The organism is Pseudomonas sp. 91RF, from assembly GCF_003576265.1.
Taxonomy (GTDB): Bacteria; Pseudomonadota; Gammaproteobacteria; order Pseudomonadales; family Pseudomonadaceae; genus Aquipseudomonas; species Aquipseudomonas kribbensis.
In genome coordinates, this window is the sequence record NZ_QWFC01000034.1 from 133,788 (window position 1) to 155,452 (window position 21,665).

Annotated in this window: 25 protein-coding genes; 9 read left to right on the forward strand and 16 right to left on the reverse strand. The window is 60.2% G+C overall.

What is annotated here, in order from left to right:
* Window positions 1-305 precede the first annotated feature (305 nt).
* Window positions 306-1,034 (forward strand): bifunctional 2-polyprenyl-6-hydroxyphenol methylase/3-demethylubiquinol 3-O-methyltransferase UbiG, encoded by a 729-nt coding sequence (locus DXT77_RS19065; protein ID WP_119428766.1) that lies wholly within the window; start codon window positions 306-308, stop codon window positions 1,032-1,034.
* Between the two features lie 42 nt (window positions 1,035-1,076).
* Here DXT77_RS19065 and tam read toward each other — a convergent pair whose 3' ends face one another.
* Window positions 1,077-1,847: a trans-aconitate 2-methyltransferase gene (gene tam / locus DXT77_RS19070; RefSeq protein WP_119428767.1), complete on the reverse strand. Its 771-nt coding sequence runs from the start codon at window positions 1,845-1,847 to the stop codon at window positions 1,077-1,079.
* 162 nt (window positions 1,848-2,009) lie between these two features.
* Entirely contained in the window at window positions 2,010-3,095 is a 1,086-nt protein-coding gene (locus DXT77_RS19075; RefSeq protein WP_119428768.1) for a type I restriction endonuclease, read from the reverse strand.
* Between the two features lie 213 nt (window positions 3,096-3,308).
* Between DXT77_RS19075 and DXT77_RS19080 the strand changes: the two genes are divergently transcribed.
* The gene (locus tag DXT77_RS19080) at window positions 3,309-3,719 is read left to right on the forward strand and encodes a low affinity iron permease family protein (RefSeq protein ID WP_119428769.1); all 411 of its coding nucleotides are present in this window, start codon (window positions 3,309-3,311) and stop codon (window positions 3,717-3,719) included.
* A gap of 46 nt (window positions 3,720-3,765) precedes the next feature.
* On the opposite strand, the gene DXT77_RS19085 is transcribed toward DXT77_RS19080, so the two are convergent.
* The 8 genes from DXT77_RS19085 to DXT77_RS19120 all read right to left on the reverse strand — a co-directional run bounded on the left by DXT77_RS19085 (window position 3,766) and on the right by DXT77_RS19120 (window position 9,586).
* On the reverse strand, window positions 3,766-4,269 hold the full coding sequence (locus DXT77_RS19085) for a DUF4142 domain-containing protein (protein ID WP_119428770.1): 504 nt from the start codon (window positions 4,267-4,269) through the stop codon (window positions 3,766-3,768).
* Window positions 4,270-4,344: 75 nt separating this feature from the next.
* Window positions 4,345-4,500, reverse strand: a complete 156-nt coding sequence (locus tag DXT77_RS19090) for a KGG domain-containing protein (protein ID WP_082302357.1) — start codon at window positions 4,498-4,500, stop codon at window positions 4,345-4,347.
* Window positions 4,501-4,617: 117 nt separating this feature from the next.
* Window positions 4,618-5,967: a bifunctional diguanylate cyclase/phosphodiesterase gene (locus DXT77_RS19095; protein ID WP_085710207.1), complete on the reverse strand. Its 1,350-nt coding sequence runs from the start codon at window positions 5,965-5,967 to the stop codon at window positions 4,618-4,620.
* Between the two features lie 77 nt (window positions 5,968-6,044).
* Entirely contained in the window at window positions 6,045-6,683 is a 639-nt protein-coding gene (locus DXT77_RS19100; protein ID WP_085729973.1) for a LysE family translocator, read from the reverse strand.
* Between the two features lie 60 nt (window positions 6,684-6,743).
* On the reverse strand, window positions 6,744-7,160 hold the full coding sequence (fos, locus tag DXT77_RS19105) for a fosfomycin resistance glutathione transferase (RefSeq protein WP_119428771.1): 417 nt from the start codon (window positions 7,158-7,160) through the stop codon (window positions 6,744-6,746).
* A gap of 3 nt (window positions 7,161-7,163) precedes the next feature.
* Window positions 7,164-7,883: a hypothetical protein gene (locus tag DXT77_RS19110; RefSeq protein ID WP_119428772.1), complete on the reverse strand. Its 720-nt coding sequence runs from the start codon at window positions 7,881-7,883 to the stop codon at window positions 7,164-7,166.
* 35 nt (window positions 7,884-7,918) lie between these two features.
* Window positions 7,919-8,656 carry a hypothetical protein gene (locus DXT77_RS19115; RefSeq protein WP_119428773.1) on the reverse strand — a complete coding sequence of 246 codons (738 nt, stop codon included), beginning with the start codon at window positions 8,654-8,656 and terminating at the stop codon, window positions 7,919-7,921.
* An 18-nt stretch (window positions 8,657-8,674) separates the two neighbouring features.
* Window positions 8,675-9,586 carry a LysR family transcriptional regulator gene (locus DXT77_RS19120; protein WP_178083478.1) on the reverse strand — a complete coding sequence of 304 codons (912 nt, stop codon included), beginning with the start codon at window positions 9,584-9,586 and terminating at the stop codon, window positions 8,675-8,677.
* 78 nt (window positions 9,587-9,664) lie between these two features.
* Here DXT77_RS19120 and DXT77_RS19125 point away from each other — a divergent pair, with 78 nt between their 5' ends.
* The 3 genes from DXT77_RS19125 (at window position 9,665) to DXT77_RS19135 (ending at window position 12,784) form a co-directional block, all read left to right on the forward strand.
* Window positions 9,665-10,153: a DMT family transporter gene (locus tag DXT77_RS19125; protein ID WP_119428775.1), complete on the forward strand. Its 489-nt coding sequence runs from the start codon at window positions 9,665-9,667 to the stop codon at window positions 10,151-10,153.
* A 217-nt stretch (window positions 10,154-10,370) separates the two neighbouring features.
* Window positions 10,371-11,600: an aminotransferase class I/II-fold pyridoxal phosphate-dependent enzyme gene (locus tag DXT77_RS19130; RefSeq protein ID WP_372238680.1), complete on the forward strand. Its 1,230-nt coding sequence runs from the start codon at window positions 10,371-10,373 to the stop codon at window positions 11,598-11,600.
* A 17-nt stretch (window positions 11,601-11,617) separates the two neighbouring features.
* Window positions 11,618-12,784, forward strand: a complete 1,167-nt coding sequence (locus DXT77_RS19135) for an MFS transporter (protein ID WP_119428777.1) — start codon at window positions 11,618-11,620, stop codon at window positions 12,782-12,784.
* On the opposite strand, the gene yiaY is transcribed toward DXT77_RS19135, so the two are convergent.
* Window positions 12,781-13,929 carry an L-threonine dehydrogenase gene (yiaY, locus tag DXT77_RS19140; protein WP_114881759.1) on the reverse strand — a complete coding sequence of 383 codons (1,149 nt, stop codon included), beginning with the start codon at window positions 13,927-13,929 and terminating at the stop codon, window positions 12,781-12,783. The two genes, DXT77_RS19135 and yiaY, sit on opposite strands and share 4 nt — an antisense overlap.
* Window positions 13,930-14,083: 154 nt before the next feature.
* Between yiaY and DXT77_RS19145 the strand changes: the two genes are divergently transcribed.
* Window positions 14,084-15,103 (forward strand): DUF4917 family protein, encoded by a 1,020-nt coding sequence (locus tag DXT77_RS19145; RefSeq protein WP_119428778.1) that lies wholly within the window; start codon window positions 14,084-14,086, stop codon window positions 15,101-15,103.
* Window positions 15,104-15,205: 102 nt separating this feature from the next.
* Here the strand turns inward: DXT77_RS19145 and DXT77_RS19150 are convergent, their stop codons facing one another.
* Window positions 15,206-15,748, reverse strand: a complete 543-nt coding sequence (locus tag DXT77_RS19150) for a helix-turn-helix domain-containing protein (RefSeq protein WP_119428779.1) — start codon at window positions 15,746-15,748, stop codon at window positions 15,206-15,208.
* 108 nt (window positions 15,749-15,856) lie between these two features.
* On the opposite strand from DXT77_RS19150, the gene DXT77_RS19155 reads away from it, so the two are divergent.
* Together DXT77_RS19155 and DXT77_RS19160 are read left to right on the forward strand one after the other, a co-directional pair.
* Entirely contained in the window at window positions 15,857-16,639 is a 783-nt protein-coding gene (locus tag DXT77_RS19155; RefSeq protein ID WP_115076854.1) for an aldolase, read from the forward strand.
* Window positions 16,640-16,665: 26 nt separating this feature from the next.
* Window positions 16,666-17,547 carry a dihydrodipicolinate synthase family protein gene (locus tag DXT77_RS19160; protein ID WP_119428780.1) on the forward strand — a complete coding sequence of 294 codons (882 nt, stop codon included), beginning with the start codon at window positions 16,666-16,668 and terminating at the stop codon, window positions 17,545-17,547.
* 143 nt (window positions 17,548-17,690) lie between these two features.
* Here the strand turns inward: DXT77_RS19160 and DXT77_RS19165 are convergent, their stop codons facing one another.
* Complete coding sequence (locus tag DXT77_RS19165) at window positions 17,691-18,035, reverse strand: YegP family protein (protein ID WP_119428781.1); 345 nt, start codon at window positions 18,033-18,035, stop codon at window positions 17,691-17,693.
* 22 nt (window positions 18,036-18,057) lie between these two features.
* Window positions 18,058-18,639: a DJ-1/PfpI family protein gene (locus DXT77_RS19170; protein ID WP_007957909.1), complete on the reverse strand. Its 582-nt coding sequence runs from the start codon at window positions 18,637-18,639 to the stop codon at window positions 18,058-18,060.
* Window positions 18,640-18,808: 169 nt separating this feature from the next.
* Between DXT77_RS19170 and DXT77_RS19175 the strand changes: the two genes are divergently transcribed.
* Window positions 18,809-19,723: a DMT family transporter gene (locus tag DXT77_RS19175; RefSeq protein WP_119428782.1), complete on the forward strand. Its 915-nt coding sequence runs from the start codon at window positions 18,809-18,811 to the stop codon at window positions 19,721-19,723.
* Here DXT77_RS19175 and DXT77_RS19180 read toward each other — a convergent pair.
* Window positions 19,713-20,930, reverse strand: a complete 1,218-nt coding sequence (locus DXT77_RS19180; RefSeq protein ID WP_119428783.1) for an SAM-dependent methyltransferase — start codon at window positions 20,928-20,930, stop codon at window positions 19,713-19,715. The genes DXT77_RS19175 and DXT77_RS19180 overlap by 11 nt on opposite strands.
* An 89-nt stretch (window positions 20,931-21,019) precedes the next feature.
* On the reverse strand, window positions 21,020-21,637 hold the full coding sequence (locus DXT77_RS19185; RefSeq protein WP_119428784.1) for a TPM domain-containing protein: 618 nt from the start codon (window positions 21,635-21,637) through the stop codon (window positions 21,020-21,022).
* Window positions 21,638-21,665 lie beyond the last annotated feature (28 nt).

Here is a 21,665-nt window from a genome sequence, read left to right on the forward strand (position 1 = left end):
CCGATCGCCGATTCATCAGCGACCGTCACAGGCTAGAGCCCGCACTTCCGACGGACAACCTGAAAACCGTGTGGGAAGGATCAGCAAACTGGACCCACTCTTTAAACATCCCGAATCGAAAAACCGCGTTTACAGATCCCCAACACTCCGTCGGTTCTCACGCTCGCCATGACCCGCTAGCATTTCCCCATCACCCACCACCCTCCCCCTGCGCGGCCATCGACGAATACGCGCCATCACGTTTCGAGGGACTTCAAATCGTGGCCGTTGAGCCACCCGAATCAAATTCAGACGAGCACCAAACCATGACCCAGAACATCTACGACGACCCCGATTTTTTCCAGGGCTACAGCCAGATGAACCGCTCCATCGGCGGCCTCGATGCCGCGCCGGAATGGCCGGCGCTGAAAGCCTTGTTGCCCTCCCTGCACGGTTTGCGGGTGGTGGATCTGGGCTGCGGCTACGGCTGGTTCTGCCGCTGGGCCAGCGAACAGGGCGCAGCCGAAGTGCTGGGGCTGGATGTCTCGGAGAAAATGCTCGAACGGGCGAAGGAAACCACCTCGGCCGCGAACATTCGTTATGAGCGTGCCGACCTGGAACAGCTCGACTTGCCTACGTGCACATTCGATCTGGCCTACAGCTCGCTGGCCCTGCACTACATCAAGGACCTCTCGGGGCTGTTTGCCAAGCTGCATGCGGCGCTGAAACCCGGTGCGCACTTCGTGTTTTCCATCGAGCACCCGATCTTCATGGCGCCGCGCAACCCGGGCTGGCTGGTCGACAGCGAGGGCAACAAGCGCTGGCCGCTGGACAGTTATCAGATGGAAGGCGAGCGGGTTACGAACTGGCTGGCGGACGGAGTGATCAAACAGCATCGTACGGTCGGCACGCTACTCAATGCGTTGATCGGCGCAGGCTTCACGATTCAACACGTCAACGAATGGGGCCCGAGCGATGCAGAAGTGGCCGCACAACCGGCGCTCGCCGAGGAGCGCGAACGGCCGATGATGATGCTGGTCGCCGTACAGCGCTGACCGCAAAAGGAAAGGGCCGATCCAATCGGCCCTTTTTTCATTTCAACGTGTGGCGACGATGAACAACCGCGGAAACGGCAACAACACCGAACCATCCGCCAGCGCCGGATAAGCCTTCGCAACCTCCGCCAGATAGTGCGCCAGATACTCCGCCCGCTCCGCTTCCGTCAGCGGGCTGAGGAACGGAATCAAACCGCTGCCCTTGAACCACTCGACCACGCCTGAAGCCCCGCCCGCCAACTGATGGTGATAGGTGGTGCGCCACACATCGACCCGCGCGCAATGCGGACGCAGCATCGAAAAATAAGCACTGGCATCCGACATCTCGGTCCGCTGCCCCGCCGCGCCTGCCAGTTTGCTGGCCCAGGGCCCGTTGGCAGCAACCTCGCGCATCAACCGATGGGACGGCTCGTTAAGGTTGTCCGGCATCTGAATCGCCAGACTGCCACCCTGCGCCAACTTGCCCGCCAGCGCCGGCAACAACGTCCCGTGATCCGGCACCCACTGCAACACCGCGTTGGCGAAGATCACATCGAACGGCCCTGCATCGGCCCACTTATCAATGTCCGCCACCTCGAACTGCAACTGCGGCAGACGCTTGCGCGCGGCCTCGATCATGTCCGGCGAGCTGTCGAGCCCCTGCACTTTCGCCCCCGGAAAACGCTCCACCAGCAGCTCGGTCGAGTTGCCGGGACCACAACCGATATCGACCACGGAGCGCGCCTCCCCCGTGGGAATCGCCGCCAGCAAGTCACGGGCCGGGCGGGTGCGTTCATCTTCAAAAGCGACGTATTGCTTGGCGGACCAGGTCATTGCGTTCTCCTGTCAGGACTTTTGCAGTGGTTCGCTACGATACATCGACTCCCTGTGCATTCCCTATCCGACTTAAGACGCGGCGGCATTGAGTGTTTCTTTTCGAGGACCTCGCTTCCATAAAAAAACCGGCCGATGGCCGGTTTTTTGAAAGACTCCACACTAGTCGTAATAGCCAACTGTCTTCTTCAACTGCTCCGAATACTCGTAGATATCGTCTACCGAGCTAATGGGATGGCGAGTTTCGTTTTTCTCTTCGTCGAAAATGCCAATGTACTTTTGCGAACGATTGAAGTGCAGGCGACAAATCGGTTTTCGGTTGTTGTCATCGAGCAAGATTCCGAAGTAACTCTGGGTGTCACGCTGTACGATTCGTTTGGCATCGACAATTGATCGAACGACTGCCCGAACAATGTGATAACCCTCCAGCTCTTCCAGAGTGGTCATGATCTTGTCGTCTGACTCATCACGAGACTCGACCGGATCTGTTCCACTGGCTACCGTCGGAATAGATGCCAACGCCGGCTGGATCGCTCCACTCATGGCGGACTTGAGACGGTCATTGATCTGATCATTCAGGAACTGTACGACTGCCTTTCTCGTCAGCTCATGAAACTGATCCCGCACCTTCTGCGTAATAACCCCGTCGTAGACTCGGGAAGCGAAAACTTTAACGAAGTCGTCATCCGGTTTGCTGACCTGCGAGGCGATGACCTTCTTGATCTGGCTGACGTACTTCAACTCACCTGCGGCATTGATGATCGACTCGACGTCGAATGCGGACTTGGTGAGTTTGATGAGTTCTGGCACCGAATACTCATCGATATCCAGAAGATCCAGTTCAAGGAAGGGCTTCTCATCCATCTTGTTCGGCGCATCCAGATCGGTGAAGAACTTGTAGACCTGGCCATTGGTGAGAATGGAAATTCTGGCACTGGTGACGTGGAAATAACGGAACAGCTGCGAGGCGTGATTGATGTGCAAGGGCTCGCCGATCTTCTTGCACTCAATGAGGATCTGCACTTCGCCTTCTTTCATGATCGCGTAATCGATTTTTTCGCCCTTCTTCGTGCCGATGTCGCAGACAAACTCCGGCGTCACCTCTGTCGGGTCGAATACGTCGTAACCCAGAACCGTACTGATGAAGGGCATGACAAACGCATTTTTTGTTGCCTCTTCAGTCTGAATTGCAGCGCTCTGCAACCGGACTTTGGCGGCAAGACTGGCTAATTTTTCGAAGAATTCCATGAGCGGCCTCTGACTGGGTTTCTATCCGTGCACTCGCATGCTGGCAAATTGATTGCCATTTGATCGTAGACGCAAACCCAGACAATGAAAGTCTTCCCGCTAAAACCCTGATGCAGGGCAATCATTTCCCATCGACCGCAAGCATCGGTAGACAGAATTTTCCTCCCTCCCCCGCTGTCTGAATTTCAAGCTCCCTCCACAAGGAACACCGCCATGAAATTCGCAAAGATTTCCCAGACGCTCGCACTCTGGGCCGGCAGTCCGAAGACGTTCATGGGGGCTTTGATTCTGATCGGGCTCTGGGGGTTGAGCGGGCCGATTTTCGACTACAACGACACCTGGCAACTGATCATCAACACCTCGACCACGATCATCACGTTCCTGATGGTGTTCCTGATCCAGAACACCCAGAACCGTGATACCGACATCCTGCATCTGAAAATCGACGAGCTGCTGCTAGTGACCAAAGAGGCGCAGAACGCGATGCTCGGGCTGGAAGCGCTGGACCTCAAACAGCTTGAGGCATTGCGCAAGCACTACCGGATGCTGGGCGAGGGTGAAGTTTTCAATCTTGAGGGGCTAGGCGACAAGAGCAAACCAAAGCAGGATCTGAACGAATGTTGAAGCAAACAAAAACGGCGCCATGAGCGCCGTTTTTATTGCTGCGGTTTCAGCGACTGGCTTGCAGCGCCCGCGCCATTTCCAGGTGGCTTTGAAGCTTCGGCAGGGTCTCGTCGGCGAAAGCCTTGATCTCCGGCACTTCGGTTGTCTGAGCTTCCTGCTGGATCTGTTCGATGGCTTCTTCCGTGGCTTTGACCTGGCTGGCGGCGTATGCCTGATCGAAAGACGCGCCGTCCTTCACCTCCGGAATCAGCGCCTTGGCCTTGTCGGCGATTTCTTCACGAGGGGCGATGGGCAGGTCCAGTTTCTTGGCGATTTTCGCCAGATGCTGGTTGGCCGTGGTGCGGTCGTTGATGACCACGATGGTGTAATCCTTGACCTCTTTGGATTCGGCCTTGCTGTGGGCCTGGCGGCTGGCCTCGATGTCGGCCATGCCTTTGGCCGAGGCTTCGTTGATGAAGTCGGCGGGCGACTGGGCAAATGCGCTGCCGGCACTCAGGCCCAGCAGGGTGACAAAACCGATGTGGCGTACTCGGGTGGCCATCCGGCTCATGGTCGCGCCCTCCTTCTCGGCAAATTCAAGCGGGAGCTTGCGCCCCCGCCTCTCAATCAAAACAACCTTCGCCGACTACTTCGATTTCTGAGCGGGCTTGCGGCCCATTTCAGTTTTAGGTTCTTTATCGACAGTCGTGGTGGTGGTTTTCCCACCCTTGCGACCGGCTTCAGAGGCCTTCGTTCGATCGTTGGCAAAGTTTCCCGAGTTCGAGTTTCTTGAGTTAGGCATGATTCTCTACCTCTTGGTATTGATCGTAAGCGAGCTGTTGCCCGCCTAAGTTGAGAAAAAGGCAGCCCTCAAAGGTTTAGAAAAGTTGCCGTTGCCGCGACGAACGGCGGCCGCCAGTCAGATGTCCCGCGCCCGATGATTTTCCCGTTTGGCGGCGTACATGGCCTGATCGGCGTGGCGAAACAGTTGCTGCTCGTGATGGCCATGCTCGGGAAAACGGGCGACACCGATGCTCGGCTCAATGTGCAGGTTGTGCCCATCCAGACGCATGGGTTGCACCAGCACCTGTCGGATTTTTTCCGCCACGCTGTCGGCATCGTCGGGGGCGTGGACGCTGTGCAGCAGCACCACGAACTCGTCACCGCCGATCCGCGCCACGGTGTCGGTCTCGCGCACGCAGCCCTTGAGGCGGTTGGCCACGGTCTGCAGGAGCATGTCGCCAACACCGTGGCCGAAGGTGTCGTTGACTTGTTTGAAGCGATCCAGATCGACATACAGCAGCGCCATGTGCCCCGAGGTTTCCCGAGCGCTGGCCAGTGCAGCCTTCAGTCGATCACGCAACAATTCGCGATTGGGCAATTGGGTCAGTTGATCGTATTGCGCCATGCGCCGCAGGCGGGCGTGCAACTGCTGGCGTTCGATGGCGGTGGCGACCTGGGCGCAGACGTATTGCAGCAGTTCCTTGTCGCGCTCGGTGTAGCGCTCGCCGCCGGGCAGGCTTTTGACGATCAGGGCGCCGATGGTGCCGTTTTTTGAATTCAGCGGCACACCGAGCCAGCACGGTGATTGCTGCCCCGCCACCAAGGCTTCGAAGCCTGCCGGGGCCTGCGGGCAATCCGGGGTCAGCAGGATCGGCTGGCCGCTGCGGATCACTTCGGCGCACAGCCGACCGGTCACGGTGCCGGGTTGCTCCGGTTGCAACTCGTCATCGTCGACGTGGTAGGGGAAATTCAGTTTTGCGCAGTGTTCGTCATACAGCGCCACGGAGAAATTCAGCGCCGGCAGCCACTCGCCGATGATCGTGTGGATACGTTTGAACAGCGCCAGCAGATCCTCCGCCGCATGGGCCGCTTCGGAGATCGCATACAACGCGGCCTGACGGGACTCGGCGAGTTTGCGCTCGGTAATGTCCCGGGCCACGGCGATGCGCAGTTGATCGACTTCCGACCAGCGTGCCGACCAGAGGATGTGCACAAGGCTGCCGTCCTTGCGCACGTAGCGGTTTTCGAAATTGTGCTTGGGCTCGCCGCCCATGATGTCGCTGGCGGCGGCCAAGGTGCGTTCACGGTCGGCGGGATAGACGTAGTCGATCATCGACTGGCCGATCAGCTCGTCAGGGGTGTAGCCGAGAATCCGCTCGCAGGCTGCGCTGACAAAAACGAAGCGACCTTGTTTGTCGACCGCACAAACGGCGTCCAGCAACAGATCGATGTAACTCGCCAAGGGCGCAGAATTTCGGCTTTCCATGGTTCAGCGTGGGTGTCCGGGCAATGCAGCACTGATCAACCGTCCCTGACCTCGACCTCGCATCCCGGCGATTTTTTTCAAGTCTTGCTCGGCATCAGCCCCGGCAACGCGTGCACCAGAGCATTGATGGCGAAACCGATGAACATTACCCCGCACAACCGGGTGATGGCCAGTTCATGGCGTTGATACAGCGTACGCACCTGACGGGCGCCGACAACGCCAATGAGAATAGCGTAGGCGAGCAATCCGCCCAGGAAGCTCAAGGCGATCAGCATCGGCAGCATCGACCAGTTGAGCAGTTCGGCGCGGCTCGACAGCAACGCGGTGAACGTCGCCACCGCCACCGGGTAGGCCTTGGGGTTGGTCAGGCCGAACAGGATGCCGTGCCAGAACGGCTGACGCGCCGCGCCCTGGGGTTGATCGCCGTTGCTGCGTTTGGCCCGCACCGCGCGCCAGCCGAGCCAGAACAGGTACAGACCGCTGAGTACACCGAGCACATCGAAGGCGGTGCTGCCGATTTCCCGGGCGCCGACAATCGCGATCAGCGCGGTGCTGCACCAGATCACATCGCCCAGCAGATGCCCGCACAGGAATCCGGCCCCGGCCCGACGACCGCGCGCGGCGCCAATGCCGAACACCGCCAGCACACCCGGTCCCGGCGTGATGCCGTAGATGAAACCCGAGGCCAGCACGGCCATAAGCAACGATGGAGTCATGGAAAACCTGCAAGCGCCGGAAAACGTGGCCGCCAGTCTATCCCAGCGGTTTGTGAATATTCACGACTCGTTGAAAAAACGCATCCCCGCGTAGGGCTTTTGCCGACACGCGGCCAGTCGCGAGGCCAGATCGCCGACATGGGCTTCGAGCTTGTGGCCGTCCGGATCGAGGAAGTAGAACGACGAACCTTCGCTGCGGTTGTCGCGCCACTCCTGCACGTTCGCGGCACGAAGCTGTTGCACGAACAGCGGGAAATCCGCCGCGCCGAGGCTAAAGGCGTAGTGGGTGTAGTCGGCGGCGGGCTCGGGTTGGCGTTGCGCATCGAGCGACAGGCACAACCACAGGCCCGGGAGCGACAGGTAGGCACCGGCGTCCCACGTGGCTTCGGCTCGCAGCTTGAGGACATCGCGGTAAAACGCCAGGCTACGGTCCAGATCGGTGACGGCGAGGGTCAGGTGGTTGAGACCGGTAAGCATCTGTCAGTAACCTCGCAGGTCTTCGGGGAGGGTGTATTGCTTGCCGTCGTAGGTCAGGGTGATTTGGGTGTTTTTCAGATCGGTGGTTTTGGAAACACACTCTTTGCCTGACTGGGTCGAGGTGTACACCACACCACTTGAGGAAACGATCAGGTCAGCGAAGCCATTATGGCTGGATGGGCCGATTTCCACGGTCCTGAGGATTTTCGTGTCTTTGGTATCGCACTCACCGCTACCCTCACCAAATTCCTTGCGAATAACCAGACCTTCCAGCACCGGCCGCAATTTGCTGCCTTCGCGTACATACAGCGCCAGATCGGTTTTCGCGTAGGGATTGGCTCTTGAGAGATGGTCGGCGAAATCCGAACGCAGGCCAAAAGCGCGAACGTCCGACGCCAGACGGTATCGAGCGGTATCGATCTTCAAGTCATCGAAGCTGATCGCGTCGGAGTTGTAGGCGCCAGGCTTGACGTAGGTTGCCAGCGGTTTGGCATTGGCAGCGTTCAGGAGCGACAGTTCCAGGTCGAACACGCCGTCGTGGTCACCTTCGGAGTCGGACACGAATGTGGATTTTGCCGAGATAGCCTTGTCCGGGAAAGCTGGCCACACTTTGCAGCGTGACAGGGAATGCCCGTCGAACTTTTTCACCTCACAGGCGGCGTGGGCCTGGTTGGTAATGGCAAGAAAGCCGAGGGCGATGAGAAGTCGGGTCGGGGTGAGCATTGTTCTTCCTTGAAATAAGTCGCGTTGGCTCTGTATCACTCGATGGCCTGGAAACCTTTAGGCAAGACGTAGGATTTTCCGTCGTAGTGAAGGGTTGTCAGCACAGGTTTACCGGTTGTGGTTTTCTCTTCACAAGTGCCTGGATCACCTTTTCCAACAACTCCCGTCGTCACCGATTTGACGATCAGATCGGCGTAACCATGAGAACTGGTCTTTCCAATTTCGATAGTGCGCAGGGTACTGGCGCGTTCGCCCGCACAATTTCCATCCCACTCTCCGTTGTAGCGATACATCACAAGCCGATCCAGAACTGGCCGTAACGTGTCGCCCTCTTTCACGTAAAGGGACAGCGAAGTCTCATCCATGGGATTGATGCGGGAAGAGCCTTTGAAAACGAACCGTACACCAAAAGCCCGAATTTCAGGGGTCAATTTGTAGCGCGCGGTATCGAACTCCACACTTTCCAGCGCGAAGGCATCGGACAAGAATGCAGAAGGCTTGTAATAGGTGGCCAGAGGTTCTGAAACCTCGACCGAAACGACAGAAAGAGCAAGGTCGTAACTACCGACATCACCGGTTTTGCCATACACCGGATCCGGCTCAAACTTCGAAACCGCATTCAGCGTCAGTCCGGGATAAGCCGGCCAATCCTTGCAAACAGAAAAATCCCGCGGGTTCGCCACCGGCGCAGGCACACAATCAGCCAACGCCTGCCCCGCCAGCAACGCCCCACACAGCGTCAGCCCCAACATCACCCCAGACTTCACTGTCACGCCCCGCTCCTTAAAGTTTCAGCCGCGCACTATCCCCTCCCCGATCCGCCGATTCAACCAGTTCAACGCCTGATCCCCGCCCCGCCGCTTGTGCCATGCCGAGACAAAGGTAAATGGTGCGATCTCGAACGGCGGCGGCACGATGATCAACGAGTCGTCATCCACATCCTTCAGCGTCCGCGAGGCCACGGTCAGGATCAGATCTGTGCCGCTGATGAACTGCGGCGCAACGCTCCAGTGCGGCAGGCTGACGGCAACGCGGCGGCGCTCGCGCAGGGCGGTCAGGGTACGTTCGATTTCCGGCGTGCCGCTGCCGCGCATTTCCAGCAGGACGTGGGGACGGGAAAGGTAGGTTGGCAGGTCGAGAACACCTGAGGCGGGAAGGCTTTGGCGATCCAGCAGGCAGACATAACGCTCTTCGAACAGCGGCGTGCTGCACAACTCGCCGGGCAATTCCGGGAGCACACCGGCAGCAAGATCAATGTCGCCGTTGAGCAGCCCTTCGACCATGCCCTCGCGGCTGGCGTGTCTGATTTGCAGATCAATGCCCGGAGCCTCCGCGCGCAACGTGCGGATCAGGCCGGGCAAGATGATCGCCGCCCCATAATCCGACATCGCAAGCCGAAAGGTCCGGCGGGCGCTGGCCGGGTCGAAAGTGTTCGGCGCCAGCAGCGATTGCACCTGAGCCAGGGCTTCGGCCAGCGGCGCAACCAGTTCCAGCGCCCGTGCGGTGGGCGCCAGTCCCGCACCGGCCCGCACCAGCAGCGGATCCCCAAGCAAGTCGCGCAACCGGGCCAAAGCATGGCTGACCGCCGGTTGACTCAAGTGCAGACGCTCGGCCGCACGGGTGACGTGCTGCTCGCTGAGCAAGGCGTCGAGGATCACCAGCAGGTTGAGATCGATGCGCCGAAGATCATTCATTTGATGCATGTTCCGCATGACAAAACAGAATTTAAATCTGCGCGACGAATACCCTAGAGTCCAGCAAAACCTTGCTGGAGAACGATCATGAGTACGTTGCAGTGGGCCGGCCTGTTGCTGCTGGCGGCAGTGGCCGGGGCTGTCGTCCCGTTTCAAAGTGCAATCAATACCAATCTGGCCCGAGGGTTGGGCCATCCCTTGTGGGCGACTTTGGCGTCCTTGCTGGTCAGCGTGCTGGTGTTGTTGCCGGTGATTATCGCGCTGCGCTTGCCATTGCCATCGCTGGCATTCATCGGCAAGGCGCCGCTGTGGATGTGGGCCGGTGGCGCGTTCGGGGTGTGTTTTGTGGCACTGGCGGTGGTGCTGGTGCCGAAACTCGGGGCATCGGGTTTTGTCGCGCTGGCACTGGCCGGACAGGTGCTGGCATCGATGGTGCTGGATCACTTCGGGTTGTTCGGGCTGCTGGAGAAGCAACTTACGTTGCCCCGGGTATTCGGCGCAGTGTTGCTGATGGCGGGCGTGGTGCTGATCCAGTTTTCCCCGGCGCTGGAAAAAAGCGCCACCGCCGCGGGATAACAGGGCAACGGCAAGCCCTTCACTACCAGGGTTGTCGGGCATTTCACCGCCTTACAACCCTGCGGGGTATCGCCCTACAAGCAAAACTCCAACAGCCCTCAGCGCTATCGGATATGGCCGATTCTGACCCGAAGTCGCGCTCTGTAAAGTCTGGCAACACACACAAATTGCAACACCCCATGGATTGCCATGCTCAAGGAGAGCTGCTTTGAACCATCTGCCCGATACCACCGCCCATACCTTCACCAACTACCGCAAAGTCATCGCGCTGGCCGACCACGACTGGGAGGCCGCCGAAGCCGGAAAAATCGCCGCCCTCAATGTCGAAGTCAAAGGCTGCAACCAGTTGCTCGATCAGCACGGGCGCCAGTTCCATCATTTCTGCACCACGTCCTATCTGGGTCTCGATCACCATCCCGCCCTGCTGGAAGGCGCCATCGCGGCGTTACGGGAAACCGGCACACTGCGCGTTGCCAATTCGAAAAACCGCTGCAAACTGGCGCTGCTCGACCGATACGAAAGCGAGCTGTCGCAATTGTTTGGAGCCGTGTGTCTGAGCACTCTGTCCTGCAGCGCCGCGAGTGCGGGGATCCTGCCATTGCTGGCCAGCGGCGCGTTTACGCACAACCGTCCACCGGTGATGGTGTTCGATCGTCTGGCTCACTATTCGATGAATCACCTGAAGGCCAGCTGCGCCGATGAAACCCGCGTGCTGACCTGCCCCCACAACGACATGGATTTTCTCGAAGCGGTGTGCCAGCGCCACACCACCGTCGCCTATATCGCCGACGGTGCCTACAGCATGGGCGGCGTGGCCAATCTGGACGGTCTGCTGTACCTGAAAGAACGTTACGGCCTGTTTCTATATCTCGATGACTCCCACGCGTTGTCGGCGGTCGGCAGCAATGGCGCCGGTCTCGTACGGCCGAGAATGCCGACGCTGGATGAGGACTGCCTGATCGTCGCGTCACTGGCCAAATCGTTCGGGGCCAGCGGTGGTCTGGTGATGCTCGGGAATGAGCGGCAGCGGAAACTGATCCAGCGTTACGGCGGGCCGAGCAACTGGTCGCAAAGCCTCAATTGCGCGGCCATCGGTGCAGGCCTTGCCTCGATCCAGCTGCATCGCAGTGCAGAGCTGCGCGCGTTGCAGGTTCGGCTCCAGGCCAATATTCGCCTGTTCGACAGTCTGTTGAGCACCGAACAGCACGGCAGCTCCATGGCCATTCGCCTGATTAACTGCGGCGAGGCCGCGCTGGCCACTCGCATCGCCATTGAACTGGCCGAACACGGCTTTTTCACCAGCGCCGTGTTCTTCCCGGTGGTGGCTCAAGGTAAAGCCGCAATCCGCGTGACCCTGCGCGCCGACATGGAATCGACACTGATCCATCAATTCTGTGATTTGATCACCGGACTGTTACTGACTCACCGCGGCCATCGCGACCGCTGAACCTTCACGGACGACTCATGACCCCCGGCCTCATCCTGCTCATCACCTGCTCCACCGTGTTCCTCGCCCAGTTGGGCATGAGCATTTACCTGCCGGCGTTGCCGCAGATCGCCGGCCATTTGCAAGTCGATGCAACGCAGGTGGCCTGGGGCTTGTCGCTGTACCTGATCGGCATGGCATTGCCAATGTTGCTCTGGGGCAGCCTTGCACAACGGATCGGGCGCAAACCGGTGTTGCTGGCGGCGCTGGGGATTTACGGGCTGGCGAACCTGGCGTTGCCGCTGGGTTCGACGCTGGAGTCGTTCCTGCTGTTGCGACTGCTTCAAGGGATCGGCGCCAGTGGCATTTCGGTGATGGCGCGGGTGCTGATCCGAGACAGTTTCCGGGGCGATCTGCTGGCGAAAGCGTTGTCGTGGATTTCGATTTCGTTTGTGGTCGCGCTCGGGATCGGCCAATACGCCGGCTCGCTGATTCAGGTGACGCTGGGCTGGCAGGCGATTTTCTATCTGCTGGGTGCGGTCAGCCTGTTGATGGCCGCGATTGTCTCGCGCCTGAACTTTCCGGATCTCGTCGAAGTCCCCGCAACCGTGTCGCCCTGGGCGGTCTACGGAAGGATTCTGACTCACCGGGCGTTTCTTCTGCCGGCGCTCGCGGGTGGTCTGGGTTATGGCGTGATCATCGCGTTCAACAGCGCTGCGCCGTTGATTCTGCAAGGCCCGTTCGGTTGGTCGACGACCGACTACGGGCTGCTGGGCTGGCCGATCAGTGCGGCGTATTTTCTGGGGGCGCTGGCGGTCAATCGCTTTGTGCTGCGTACCGGTCAGCATCGGTTGATGGCGTCGGGTGTGGGCCTGGTGATGGCCGGAAGCGGGGTGATGCTGGCTGGCAGCCTGTTGGTCAGCTCCCTTGCCTGGTTGCTTTGGTTGCCTTACTGCGTCGCCGTGTTCGGCCAGTCGCTGAACTATCCGATCAGCCTGTCACGGGCCAATGATGGAGCGCCGATTGCCGGCGCTTACGCAATGGCCCTGAGTGGTTTCATTCATCAATTGATGGCCGCGTTGATCGGCGCGGTGGCCAGCCTGTTGGCCGGTCCACACGCGTGGCCGCTGTCGCTGCTGTGTTGCGTTCTGGCGGCGGGCGCGGTGCTCTGCACGAGGTTCACGCCCGATCGTCAGTCCGCTTAAAACGCGCTGCGGAAAATTTCCTCGATCTGCCGCTGATCCGCCGCCCGTGGATTGGTGAAACCGCAGGCGTCTTTCAGGGCATTGGCGGCAAGAACAGGGATGTCGGTGCATTTGGCGCCGAGGTCACGCAAGCCGCCGGGGATGTCGACGTCTTTGGCCAGGCAACGGATTGCGTCAATCGCGGCTTTTGCGCCCTCCTCCGGACTAAAACCACGGATGTCGGCGCCCATGGCGTGGGCCACATCGGTGAGGCGATCAGCGCAGACCAGCGCGTTGAACGTCTGCACATGGGGCAGCAACACCGCGTTGCACACCCCGTGAGGCAGGTCGTAGAAACCGCCCAACTGGTGCGCCATCGCATGCACGTAACCGAGGGATGCATTGTTGAACGCCATGCCGGCGAGAAACTGCGCGTACGCCATGTTTTCCCGCGCCGCCAGATCGCTGCCGTCGCGTACCGCCAGACGCAGGTTGTTGCTGATCAGGGTCATCGCCTTCAGCGCACAGGCGTCGGTAATCGGGTTGGCGGCCGTGGACACGTAGGCTTCGATGGCATGGGTCAGCGCGTCCATGCCGGTGGCGGCGGTCAGGCTTTTCGGCATGGCGACCATCAGCGCCGGGTCGTTGACCGACAGCAGCGGCGTGACATTACGGTCGACGATGGCCATTTTCACATGGCGGGTTTCGTCGGTGATGATGCAGAAGCGGGTCATCTCGCTGGCGGTGCCGGCGGTGGTGTTGATGGCAATCAGCGGCAATTGCGGCTTGGCCGATTGATCGACGCCTTCGTAGTCACGGATCTGTCCGCCGTTGGTCGCGCACAGGGCGATGCCCTTGGCGCAGTCGTGGGGTGAGCCGCCGCCGAGTGACACGACGAAATCACAGCGACTGTCCTTGAGCAGCGCCAGCCCGGCCTCGACATTGGCGATGCTCGGGTTGGGTTTGGCACCGTCGAAGATCACCGAATCGATGTCCTGCATCGCCAGTTTCTCGGCGATCATCGTCGCCACGCCAGCCTTGGCCAGGCCCGCGTCGGTAACGATCAGCGCCTTGCGAAAACCATAGTTGCGGATGGCATTCATGGCTTCGTCGAGGCAGCCGCTGCCCATGATGTTTACGGCGGGAATGAAAAAGGTGCTGCTCATGGCGCGTCTCCTGACAGGGGCCGGATCGACTCCTGCGATCCGGCGGATGCATACAGGATCGACCGATCGGTCACGGCGGATGTTGATCTGGCTCAATGCCCGCTCGTGATAAAGTCGCCGCCCATCTGCCCCTTGTTTTGAGACGTGCCTTGCAATGACCGATTTTCTGGATGTCGACGCCACCCTCGAAGACTGGAACGCGTTACGCGCCACCACCAACTTCAGCGGCTTGCTGGTGGGCAACGGCGCCAGCCGCGCGGTGTGGGACGATTTCGGCTACGACTCGCTGTTCGAAAACGCCCGCACGGTGGAAGAAAAGCCGCTGAGCCCGTCGGAGCTGAGCGTGTTCGATGCGATGCAGACGCGCAGTTTCGAGCAGGTGCTCGGCGCGCTGAAAACCACCAGCCGGGTCAACAAGGCACTGGCCGTCAGCTCGGCCGCGCCGCGCAATCGCTACTACGCGATCAAGGAAGCGCTGATCAACGCCGTCCACGATTTGCACATTCCGTGGCGACTGGTCGAAGCGTCGACCCTGACGATCCTGAACCGCGAGCTGGCCAGTTATCGCACGGTGTTCACCACCAATTACGACCTGCTCAACTACTGGGCCCTGCAACACCGGGGCGAGGCCATCGACGACCTGTTCAACGGCCCGGACGCCAGCTTCGATCTGTGCGAAAGCAGCACCGACAAGCCGCGTCTGCTGTACCTGCACGGAGGTCTGCATCTGGTGCGCAACCAGGACGGCAGCGCCCGCAAACTGACCGCGACCGAAGGCACGCTGCTCGGCAGTTTCGCGATCAACAACACCCTCAAGACCCTCGACGACGTGCCGCTGTTCGTCAACGAAGGTCCGAGCGCGGACAAGCTCAAGACCATCCGCAGCTCCGATTACCTGTCGTTCTGCTACGACCAGTTGCTCGAACATGGCGACAGCCTGTGCATCTTCGGCCACGCCCTGGGCGAGCAGGACAGCCACATCGTGCGTGCCCTGCGGCTGGCGAAACCGAAAACCGTGGCGATCTCGATCTACCCGCGCAGCGCGGCGTTCATCCAGCACCAGAAGCGGCATTACGCGAAGGTGTTCGAGGGCACGGGCGCCGAATTGCGGTTCTTTGACTCCAAGAGCCATGCGCTGGGCCATCCGAAGCTTTCGGTGCCGGTCGAGGTCTAGTGGAGACGCTTATGGCGTCATCGCTAGCAGGCTAGCTCCCACAGCTGGAATGCACTTCCCGGTGGGAGCTAGCCTGCTAGCGATGGCGTCCGTCCAATCAACTCAGTCTTCGCTGCTGTGCACGACTACCAGCAGTTGTGCCTGCTCCTCGCCCACCGAGCGGATCCGGTGCGGTTTCTGCGCATTGAAGTGCAGCGCGTCGCCCCGCTCCAGCAGTACCCGTTCGTTCATGAAGTCCACTTCGACCCGGCCTTCATGGACGAACAGAAACTCCTCGCCCAGATGCTCCTTGAAGGTCTTGTCGGTGAATTCAGTCGGCGGATAGATGATGAACGGCAGCAGGCTGCGTTCGCTGACCTGATGGGCCAGCACCGCGTAACCGGGGCTGTGATCGTTGGCCGCCAGTGACTGGCGTTCGTGGCTGCGCACCAGGCTGTAGCTGTCGAGGCTGACGTTGTCTTCGGAGAACAATTCCTCGACTTTCACGTTCAGTGCTTTCGCCAGTTTCAGCGCGGCGGCAATCGACGGCGTGTTCAACCCGCGTTCGACTTTCGACAGGTAACTCTTGGTCATGCCGGATTTCTCGGCCAGGGCCTCAAGGGTTATGCCAAGTTTTTTTCTCAATAATTTCAAACGGATAGACATGCGAAGCGATTAATCCAGCAAAGGAAAGACGATTTGTCCTTGCCAATGACACAAAGTGTCATATAGCCTCTTAAGTGTCATCCATGGCAACCACCACAGGACACGGATATGGCGAAGACATTAGCACTACCCAAAGACGAACTGGTCAAGCAAGCGCTGACCCAGATGCAAAAAAGCCTGGCGGATAATACGTGGACGGACCGGCAAAAGCTGGCCCTGACCTGCCGGATCCTCTTCGAGAACGGCCACGATTCGGGCCTGGCCGGGCAGATTACCGCCCGTGGCCCGCAGCCGGGCACTTACTACACCCAGCAACTGGGGCTGGGGTTCGATGAAATCACCGCGAGCAATCTGCTGCTGGTCAACGAAGACCTGGAAGTGCTCGAAGGTCACGGCATGGCCAATCCGGCCAACCGATTCCACAGCTGGGTGTATCGGGCCCGGCCAGACGTGAACTGCATCATTCACACCCATCCGACGCACATTGCCGCGCTGTCGATGCTGGAAGTACCGTTGCAGATTTCCCACATGGACTTGTGCCCGCTGTACGACGACTGCGCGTTCCTTGAAGGCTGGCCGGGCGTCCCGGTCGGTAACGAAGAAGGCGAACTGATTGCCGGGGCATTGGGCGACAAACGGGCGATCCTGCTTTCCCATCACGGTCAGCTGTCGACCGGGGCGACCATCGAGGAAGCCTGTGTCATCGCGCAATTGATCGAGCGCGCCGCCAAACTGCAATTGCTGGCCATGGCCGCCGGGACGATCAAACCGATCATTCCCGAACTGGGTCGCGAGGCCCATGACTGGGTGTCGAAGCCCAAACGCCACGCCGCTGCCTTCAACTACTACGCCCGGCAGAACCTGCGCCAGCACGCCGATTGCCTGAACTGAACACCTCATCCTTGCGGAGCACTCTCATGTCCAATATTCACGGCATCATCGGCTACACCATCACACCGTTCGGCGCCAACGGCGAAGGTCTTGACCTGCCGGCCCTCGGCCGTTCGATCGACCGCCTGATCGCCGGCGGCGTACACGCCATCGCGCCGCTGGGCAGCACCGGCGAAGGCGCCTACCTGAGCGATGCGGAGTGGGATCAGGTCGCCGAATTCAGCCTCAAGCACGTGGCCAAACGGGTGCCGACCGTGGTCAGCGTGTCCGACCTGACCACCGCCAACGCCGTGCGCCGCGCCCGTTTCGCCGAAGCCCATGGCGCCGACGTGGTGATGGTGCTGCCGGCGTCCTACTGGAAGCTCACCGAAGCGGAAATCCTCGCCCATTACCGCGCCATCGGCGACAGCATCGGCGTGCCGATCATGCTCTACAACAACCCGGCCACCAGCGGCACCGACATGTCGGTGGAGCTGATCCTGCGCATCGTCAACGGCGTGGAAAACGTGACCATGGTCAAGGAGAGCACCGGCGACATCCAGCGCATGCACAAGCTGCAATTGCTCGGCGAAGGCCGGGTGCCGTTCTACAACGGCTGCAACCCGCTGGCGCTGGAAGCCTTCGCGGCCGGGGCCAAGGGCTGGTGCACGGCGGCGCCGAACCTGATTCCGCAGCTCAACCTGGATCTGTACGAAGCCACGCTGGCGGGAGACCTGGGCAAGGCGCGGGAGCTGTTCTACCGCCAGTTGCCGTTGCTGGACTTCATCCTCAAGGGCGGCTTGCCGGCGACGATCAAGGCCGGGCTGCGTGACACCGGGCTGGAAGTGGGTGATCCACGCCTGCCGGTGTTCCCGCTGAGCGAGGCCGGGCGTGATCAGTTGCAGGCCATTCTCAAAACCTTGCGCTGATTTCAAGCCACATATCAACCTTGTGGGAGCGAGCCTGCTCGCGATGACGGTTAATCAGTCGACATCTTTGTCGGAACTGATGACCTCATCGTCGGATCGCCGCCCGGAGCAGGCTCGCTCCCACATTTGGATCTTCAGTGAACTCAGAGGACAGGCAGGGTTTTGTCCTTGATCACCTTGGTCGCTCCATTGGCCTTCACGGCAGCAATGCCCTTGGCACACGCGGCGTCCGAAGAATAGGACTCGCTGCTACCGATGATCTGGTGATTGGCCGCCTTGAGGTTGAAGTAGGGATGGCCGTCCTTCGTCGTTTTCTTCTCGTAGCGCTCATCCAGCGGACTGTTGCCCTGCACCGCAGCGATACCGTTTTCGGCGGCACTGTGAGAGGTGTACAACTCGCTGGTCAGAATGGTTTCGGCATTCGCCGCTTTCAGCACGAACCTGAACTGGCCGTTGCTGCTTTTGCTCAACTCATACCATCCGGACATGCTGCGTCTCCTTATCGATGGGTCACAGGGTGATTTTAGTCCCGAGCAACCCCAGGAACCCGGCCAGCCATTTCGGATGCGCCGGCCAGGCAGGCGCGGTGGCCAGATTGCCCTGGACATGGCCGTCCGTGACCGGAATATCGATGTAGGTGCCGCCGGCCAGCCGCACTTCCGGGGCGCAGGCCGGATAGGCGCTGCATTCGCGTCCTTCGAGAATCCCCGCCGCCGCCAGCAGTTGTGCGCCATGACAGACGGCAGCAATCGGCTTGCCGGCCTTGTCGAAAGCCCTCACCAGTTCCAGGACTTTTTCGTTCAGCCGCAGGTATTCCGGCGCACGACCACCGGGCACCAGCAGTGCGTCGTAATCCTTGGCGTCAACCTTGGCAAAGTCGAAGTTCAGGGCGAACTGGTGACCGGGTTTTTCGCTGTAAGTCTGATCGCCTTCGAAATCATGAATCGCGGTGCGCACGGTCTTGCCGGCGGCTTTATCCGGGCACACGGCGTGCACGGTGTGCCCGACCATTTGCAGGGCCTGGAACGGCACCATCACTTCGTAGTCTTCGACGTAATCGCCAACCAGCATCAGAATCTTTTTCGCGGCCATGGACAGGACTCCTCTGGTGAATGCACAGGAGTATTCAAAGTAGTCCAAGAGCCGCGCCAGCGTCCGCAAACTGTATGGATAACTCTGCGCCTGACTGTAACAGCACGATTGGCGCGCTTTGTGGCTAGATGAATGCACCTCCCTGCCACCTTCGAATCTGGTTGCCATCATGTCTTCGCGCGAAAACACCGGCATGGCCCTCGGCCTGCTCGGCGTTGTGATCTTCAGCCTCACCCTGCCCTTCACCCGCATCGTGGTGCAGGAACTGCATCCGTTGCTCAATGGCCTGGGCCGGGCACTGTTCGCGGCGATTCCAGCGGCATTGCTGTTGTTGTGGCGACGGGAAAAGTGGCCGACCTGGCAACAGGTCAAAGGCCTGAGCCTGGTGATCGCCGGGGTGATTCTCGGTTTCCCGGTGCTGTCGGCGTGGGCCATGCAGACCTTGCCGGCGTCCCACGGCGCGCTGGTCAACGGTTTGCAGCCGCTGTGCGTGGCGCTGTATGCCGCGTGGCTGTCCCATGAACGTCCGTCGAAAGCCTTCTGGGCCTGCGCCGCGTTGGGCAGTGCATTGGTGCTGGGTTATGCGTTGTACACCGGCGCCGGCAGCATTCAGGCCGGTGACTTGCTGATGCTGGGTGCGATTGCGGTGGGTGGTCTGGGATATGCCGAGGGCGGGCGTCTGGCCCGGGAGATGGGCGGCTGGCAGGTGATCTGCTGGGCGCTGGTGTTGTCGACGCCGTTGCTGATCGGCCCGGTGCTGTATCTGGCATTGCAGCATCAGGGCGCGGTGTCGACGAAAACCTGGTGGGCTTTCGGTTATGTCGCGCTGTTCTCGCAATTCCTGGGGTTTTTCGCGTGGTACGCCGGGCTGGCCATGGGCGGCATTGCCCGGGTCAGTCAGATCCAGTTGTTGCAGATCTTCTTCACCATCGCGTTTTCCGCGCTGTTCTTCGGCGAACACGTGGAGCCGATCACCTGGCTGTTCGCCTGCGGGGTGATCGCGACAGTGATGCTCGGGCGCAAGACCGCGGTGCGCCCGGCTCAACCGGGCACGTTACCGGCCGGGGTTCAGTTCAAGCCTTGAGCGGCAGCAAACCATCGGCGAGCAGCAGCGTTTCGAGGCAGTGCTCGCTGATGTGGTAGAACGCCTTGAGTTCCTGAATCTTCACCAGCAGCTGGGCCGGGTCCACCGGCTCGGCGCGCTTCACGGCGAGGATCATCTTGTTCTTGTTGGTGTGTTCCAGCGAGATGAACTCGAACACCTTGGTCTCGTAACCGCAGGCTTCGAGGAACAGCGCACGCAGGCTGTCAGTGACCATTTCCGCCTGCTGGCCCAGATGCAGACCGTATTGCAGCATTGGCTTGAGCAGCGCCGGGCTCTGGATCTGCAGGCGAATCTGTTTGTGGCAGCACGGCGAGCACATGATGATCGAGGCGCCGGAACGGATGCCGGTGTGGATCGCGTAGTCGGTGGCGATGTCGCAGGCATGCAAAGCGATCATCACTTCCAGCTCGCTCGGCGCCACGCTCCGCACATCACCGCACTTGAACACCAGCCCCGGGTGGTCGAGTTTCTGTGCGGCGGTGTTGCACAGCTTGACCATTTCTTCGCGCAGTTCGACGCCGGTGACTTCGCCCTCGGCCTTCAACGTGTTGCGCAAATAGTCATAGATGGCGAACGTCAGGTAACCCTTGCCCGAACCGAAATCCGCCACCCGCACCGGTTTGTCCAGGGCCAGCGGCGACGACGTCAGCGCGTGGCTGAAGACTTCGATGAACTTGTTGATCTGCTTCCACTTGCGCGACATCGCCGGGATCAGCTCGTGTTGCGCATTGGTCACGCCCAGATCCTTGAGGAACGGACGGCTCAACTCGAGGAAGCGGTTTTTCTCGCGGTTATGCTCGGCGGACGGCACCTCACGCAATTGCTGGGGTTTGCTCATGAACAGCGAGCTCTTGCCCTTTTTGCTGTATTCGAGCTGGGCTTCGTCGGTCAACGTGAGCAAATGCGCATTCTTGAACGCCGTCGGCAGCAGCTCGGCAATCATCGCCACCGCCTCGTCCAGCGGCAGGTTCTTGGTGATGTCGCGGGTCTTGTAGCGATACACGAACGACAGGTTCGGCTGCGCCTTGACCGTCACCGGTTTGATGATGATCCGCTGCAGGTCCGCTTCTTCGCCGACGTACTTGGCCAGCACCAGTTTGATGAAACCGTTCTGTTCGAGGCTGGTTTGCAGCAGCTCGATGAACCGGGCGTGGTGATCGGGGGTGGAAACGGCGGTGGCAGACATGCAGAAAACGGCCTCGGACGGGCAAATCGGGAATGGCCGCTAGTTTAGGGGGGATGGCGTTCGAGGGCACGGCTAATTTCCCGAACGGCTTATCCCAGCACCACCAGGCGATTCGGCAACTCATTCCTCACCTGCGTCACCGGCACATGCACCTTGAGCAACTCGCCGCACGCCTCGATGCAGGTCACGAACCCCTGCAACGTCTGGCCCTGGCGCACCTGCTCGGTAAACGCCGCGACAATCGCGTCCCAGCTCTTGTCGTCCAGCCGTCTGGAAATCCCTTCGTCCACCAGAATCTCCACATAGCGCTCGGCCTCGCAGACAAAAATCAGCATGCCGGTGCTGCCCACCGTGTGATGCAGGTTCTGTTCGAGAAACTGCCGCCGCGCCAGGTTCGAGGCGCGCCAGTGGCGGACATGGCGCGGGATCAGATGGGTGGTGACTTTGGGCAAACGAAACACCAGGCACAGCACGACAAAACTGATCCACTGCACCAGCAACAGGCTGTGCATGGTCAGCCACCCGGTCAGGTAATGCAGGATACCCGGCACAACCAGCGCCAGCAGGCTGGCCCACAGCAACGGAATGTACGCGTAGTCATCGGCGCGGGCCGCGAGCACCGTCACCAGTTCGGCGTCGGTGTCGCGCTCGACCCGGGCGATGGCCTCGGCGACCTTGCGTTGTTCGTGTTCAGTCAGTAATGCCATGTCGTGAAGCTGTCTCTTATACACATCT

Coding starts and splice junctions, on each gene's coding strand:
- DXT77_RS19180 (WP_119428783.1), bottom strand. CDS start 20,930: ATGTCTGCCACCGCCGTTTCCACCCCCGATCACCACGCCCGGTTCATC.
- DXT77_RS19100 (WP_085729973.1), bottom strand. CDS start 6,683: ATGACTCCATCGTTGCTTATGGCCGTGCTGGCCTCGGGTTTCATCTAC.
- DXT77_RS19110 (WP_119428772.1), bottom strand. CDS start 7,883: ATGCTCACCCCGACCCGACTTCTCATCGCCCTCGGCTTTCTTGCCATT.
- DXT77_RS19090 (WP_082302357.1), bottom strand. CDS start 4,500: ATGCCTAACTCAAGAAACTCGAACTCGGGAAACTTTGCCAACGATCGA.
- DXT77_RS19080 (WP_119428769.1), top strand. CDS start 3,309: ATGAAATTCGCAAAGATTTCCCAGACGCTCGCACTCTGGGCCGGCAGT.
- DXT77_RS19125 (WP_119428775.1), top strand. CDS start 9,665: ATGAGTACGTTGCAGTGGGCCGGCCTGTTGCTGCTGGCGGCAGTGGCC.
- DXT77_RS19145 (WP_119428778.1), top strand. CDS start 14,084: ATGACCGATTTTCTGGATGTCGACGCCACCCTCGAAGACTGGAACGCG.
- DXT77_RS19155 (WP_115076854.1), top strand. CDS start 15,857: ATGGCGAAGACATTAGCACTACCCAAAGACGAACTGGTCAAGCAAGCG.
- fos (WP_119428771.1), bottom strand. CDS start 7,160: ATGCTTACCGGTCTCAACCACCTGACCCTCGCCGTCACCGATCTGGAC.
- DXT77_RS19085 (WP_119428770.1), bottom strand. CDS start 4,269: ATGAGCCGGATGGCCACCCGAGTACGCCACATCGGTTTTGTCACCCTG.
- DXT77_RS19165 (WP_119428781.1), bottom strand. CDS start 18,035: ATGTCCGGATGGTATGAGTTGAGCAAAAGCAGCAACGGCCAGTTCAGG.
- DXT77_RS19185 (WP_119428784.1), bottom strand. CDS start 21,637: ATGGCATTACTGACTGAACACGAACAACGCAAGGTCGCCGAGGCCATC.
- DXT77_RS19175 (WP_119428782.1), top strand. CDS start 18,809: ATGTCTTCGCGCGAAAACACCGGCATGGCCCTCGGCCTGCTCGGCGTT.
- DXT77_RS19135 (WP_119428777.1), top strand. CDS start 11,618: ATGACCCCCGGCCTCATCCTGCTCATCACCTGCTCCACCGTGTTCCTC.
- DXT77_RS19095 (WP_085710207.1), bottom strand. CDS start 5,967: ATGGAAAGCCGAAATTCTGCGCCCTTGGCGAGTTACATCGATCTGTTG.
- DXT77_RS19065 (WP_119428766.1), top strand. CDS start 306: ATGACCCAGAACATCTACGACGACCCCGATTTTTTCCAGGGCTACAGC.
- DXT77_RS19150 (WP_119428779.1), bottom strand. CDS start 15,748: ATGTCTATCCGTTTGAAATTATTGAGAAAAAAACTTGGCATAACCCTT.
- DXT77_RS19160 (WP_119428780.1), top strand. CDS start 16,666: ATGTCCAATATTCACGGCATCATCGGCTACACCATCACACCGTTCGGC.
- tam (WP_119428767.1), bottom strand. CDS start 1,847: ATGACCTGGTCCGCCAAGCAATACGTCGCTTTTGAAGATGAACGCACC.
- DXT77_RS19120 (WP_178083478.1), bottom strand. CDS start 9,586: ATGCATCAAATGAATGATCTTCGGCGCATCGATCTCAACCTGCTGGTG.
- yiaY (WP_114881759.1), bottom strand. CDS start 13,929: ATGAGCAGCACCTTTTTCATTCCCGCCGTAAACATCATGGGCAGCGGC.
- DXT77_RS19075 (WP_119428768.1), bottom strand. CDS start 3,095: ATGGAATTCTTCGAAAAATTAGCCAGTCTTGCCGCCAAAGTCCGGTTG.
- DXT77_RS19170 (WP_007957909.1), bottom strand. CDS start 18,639: ATGGCCGCGAAAAAGATTCTGATGCTGGTTGGCGATTACGTCGAAGAC.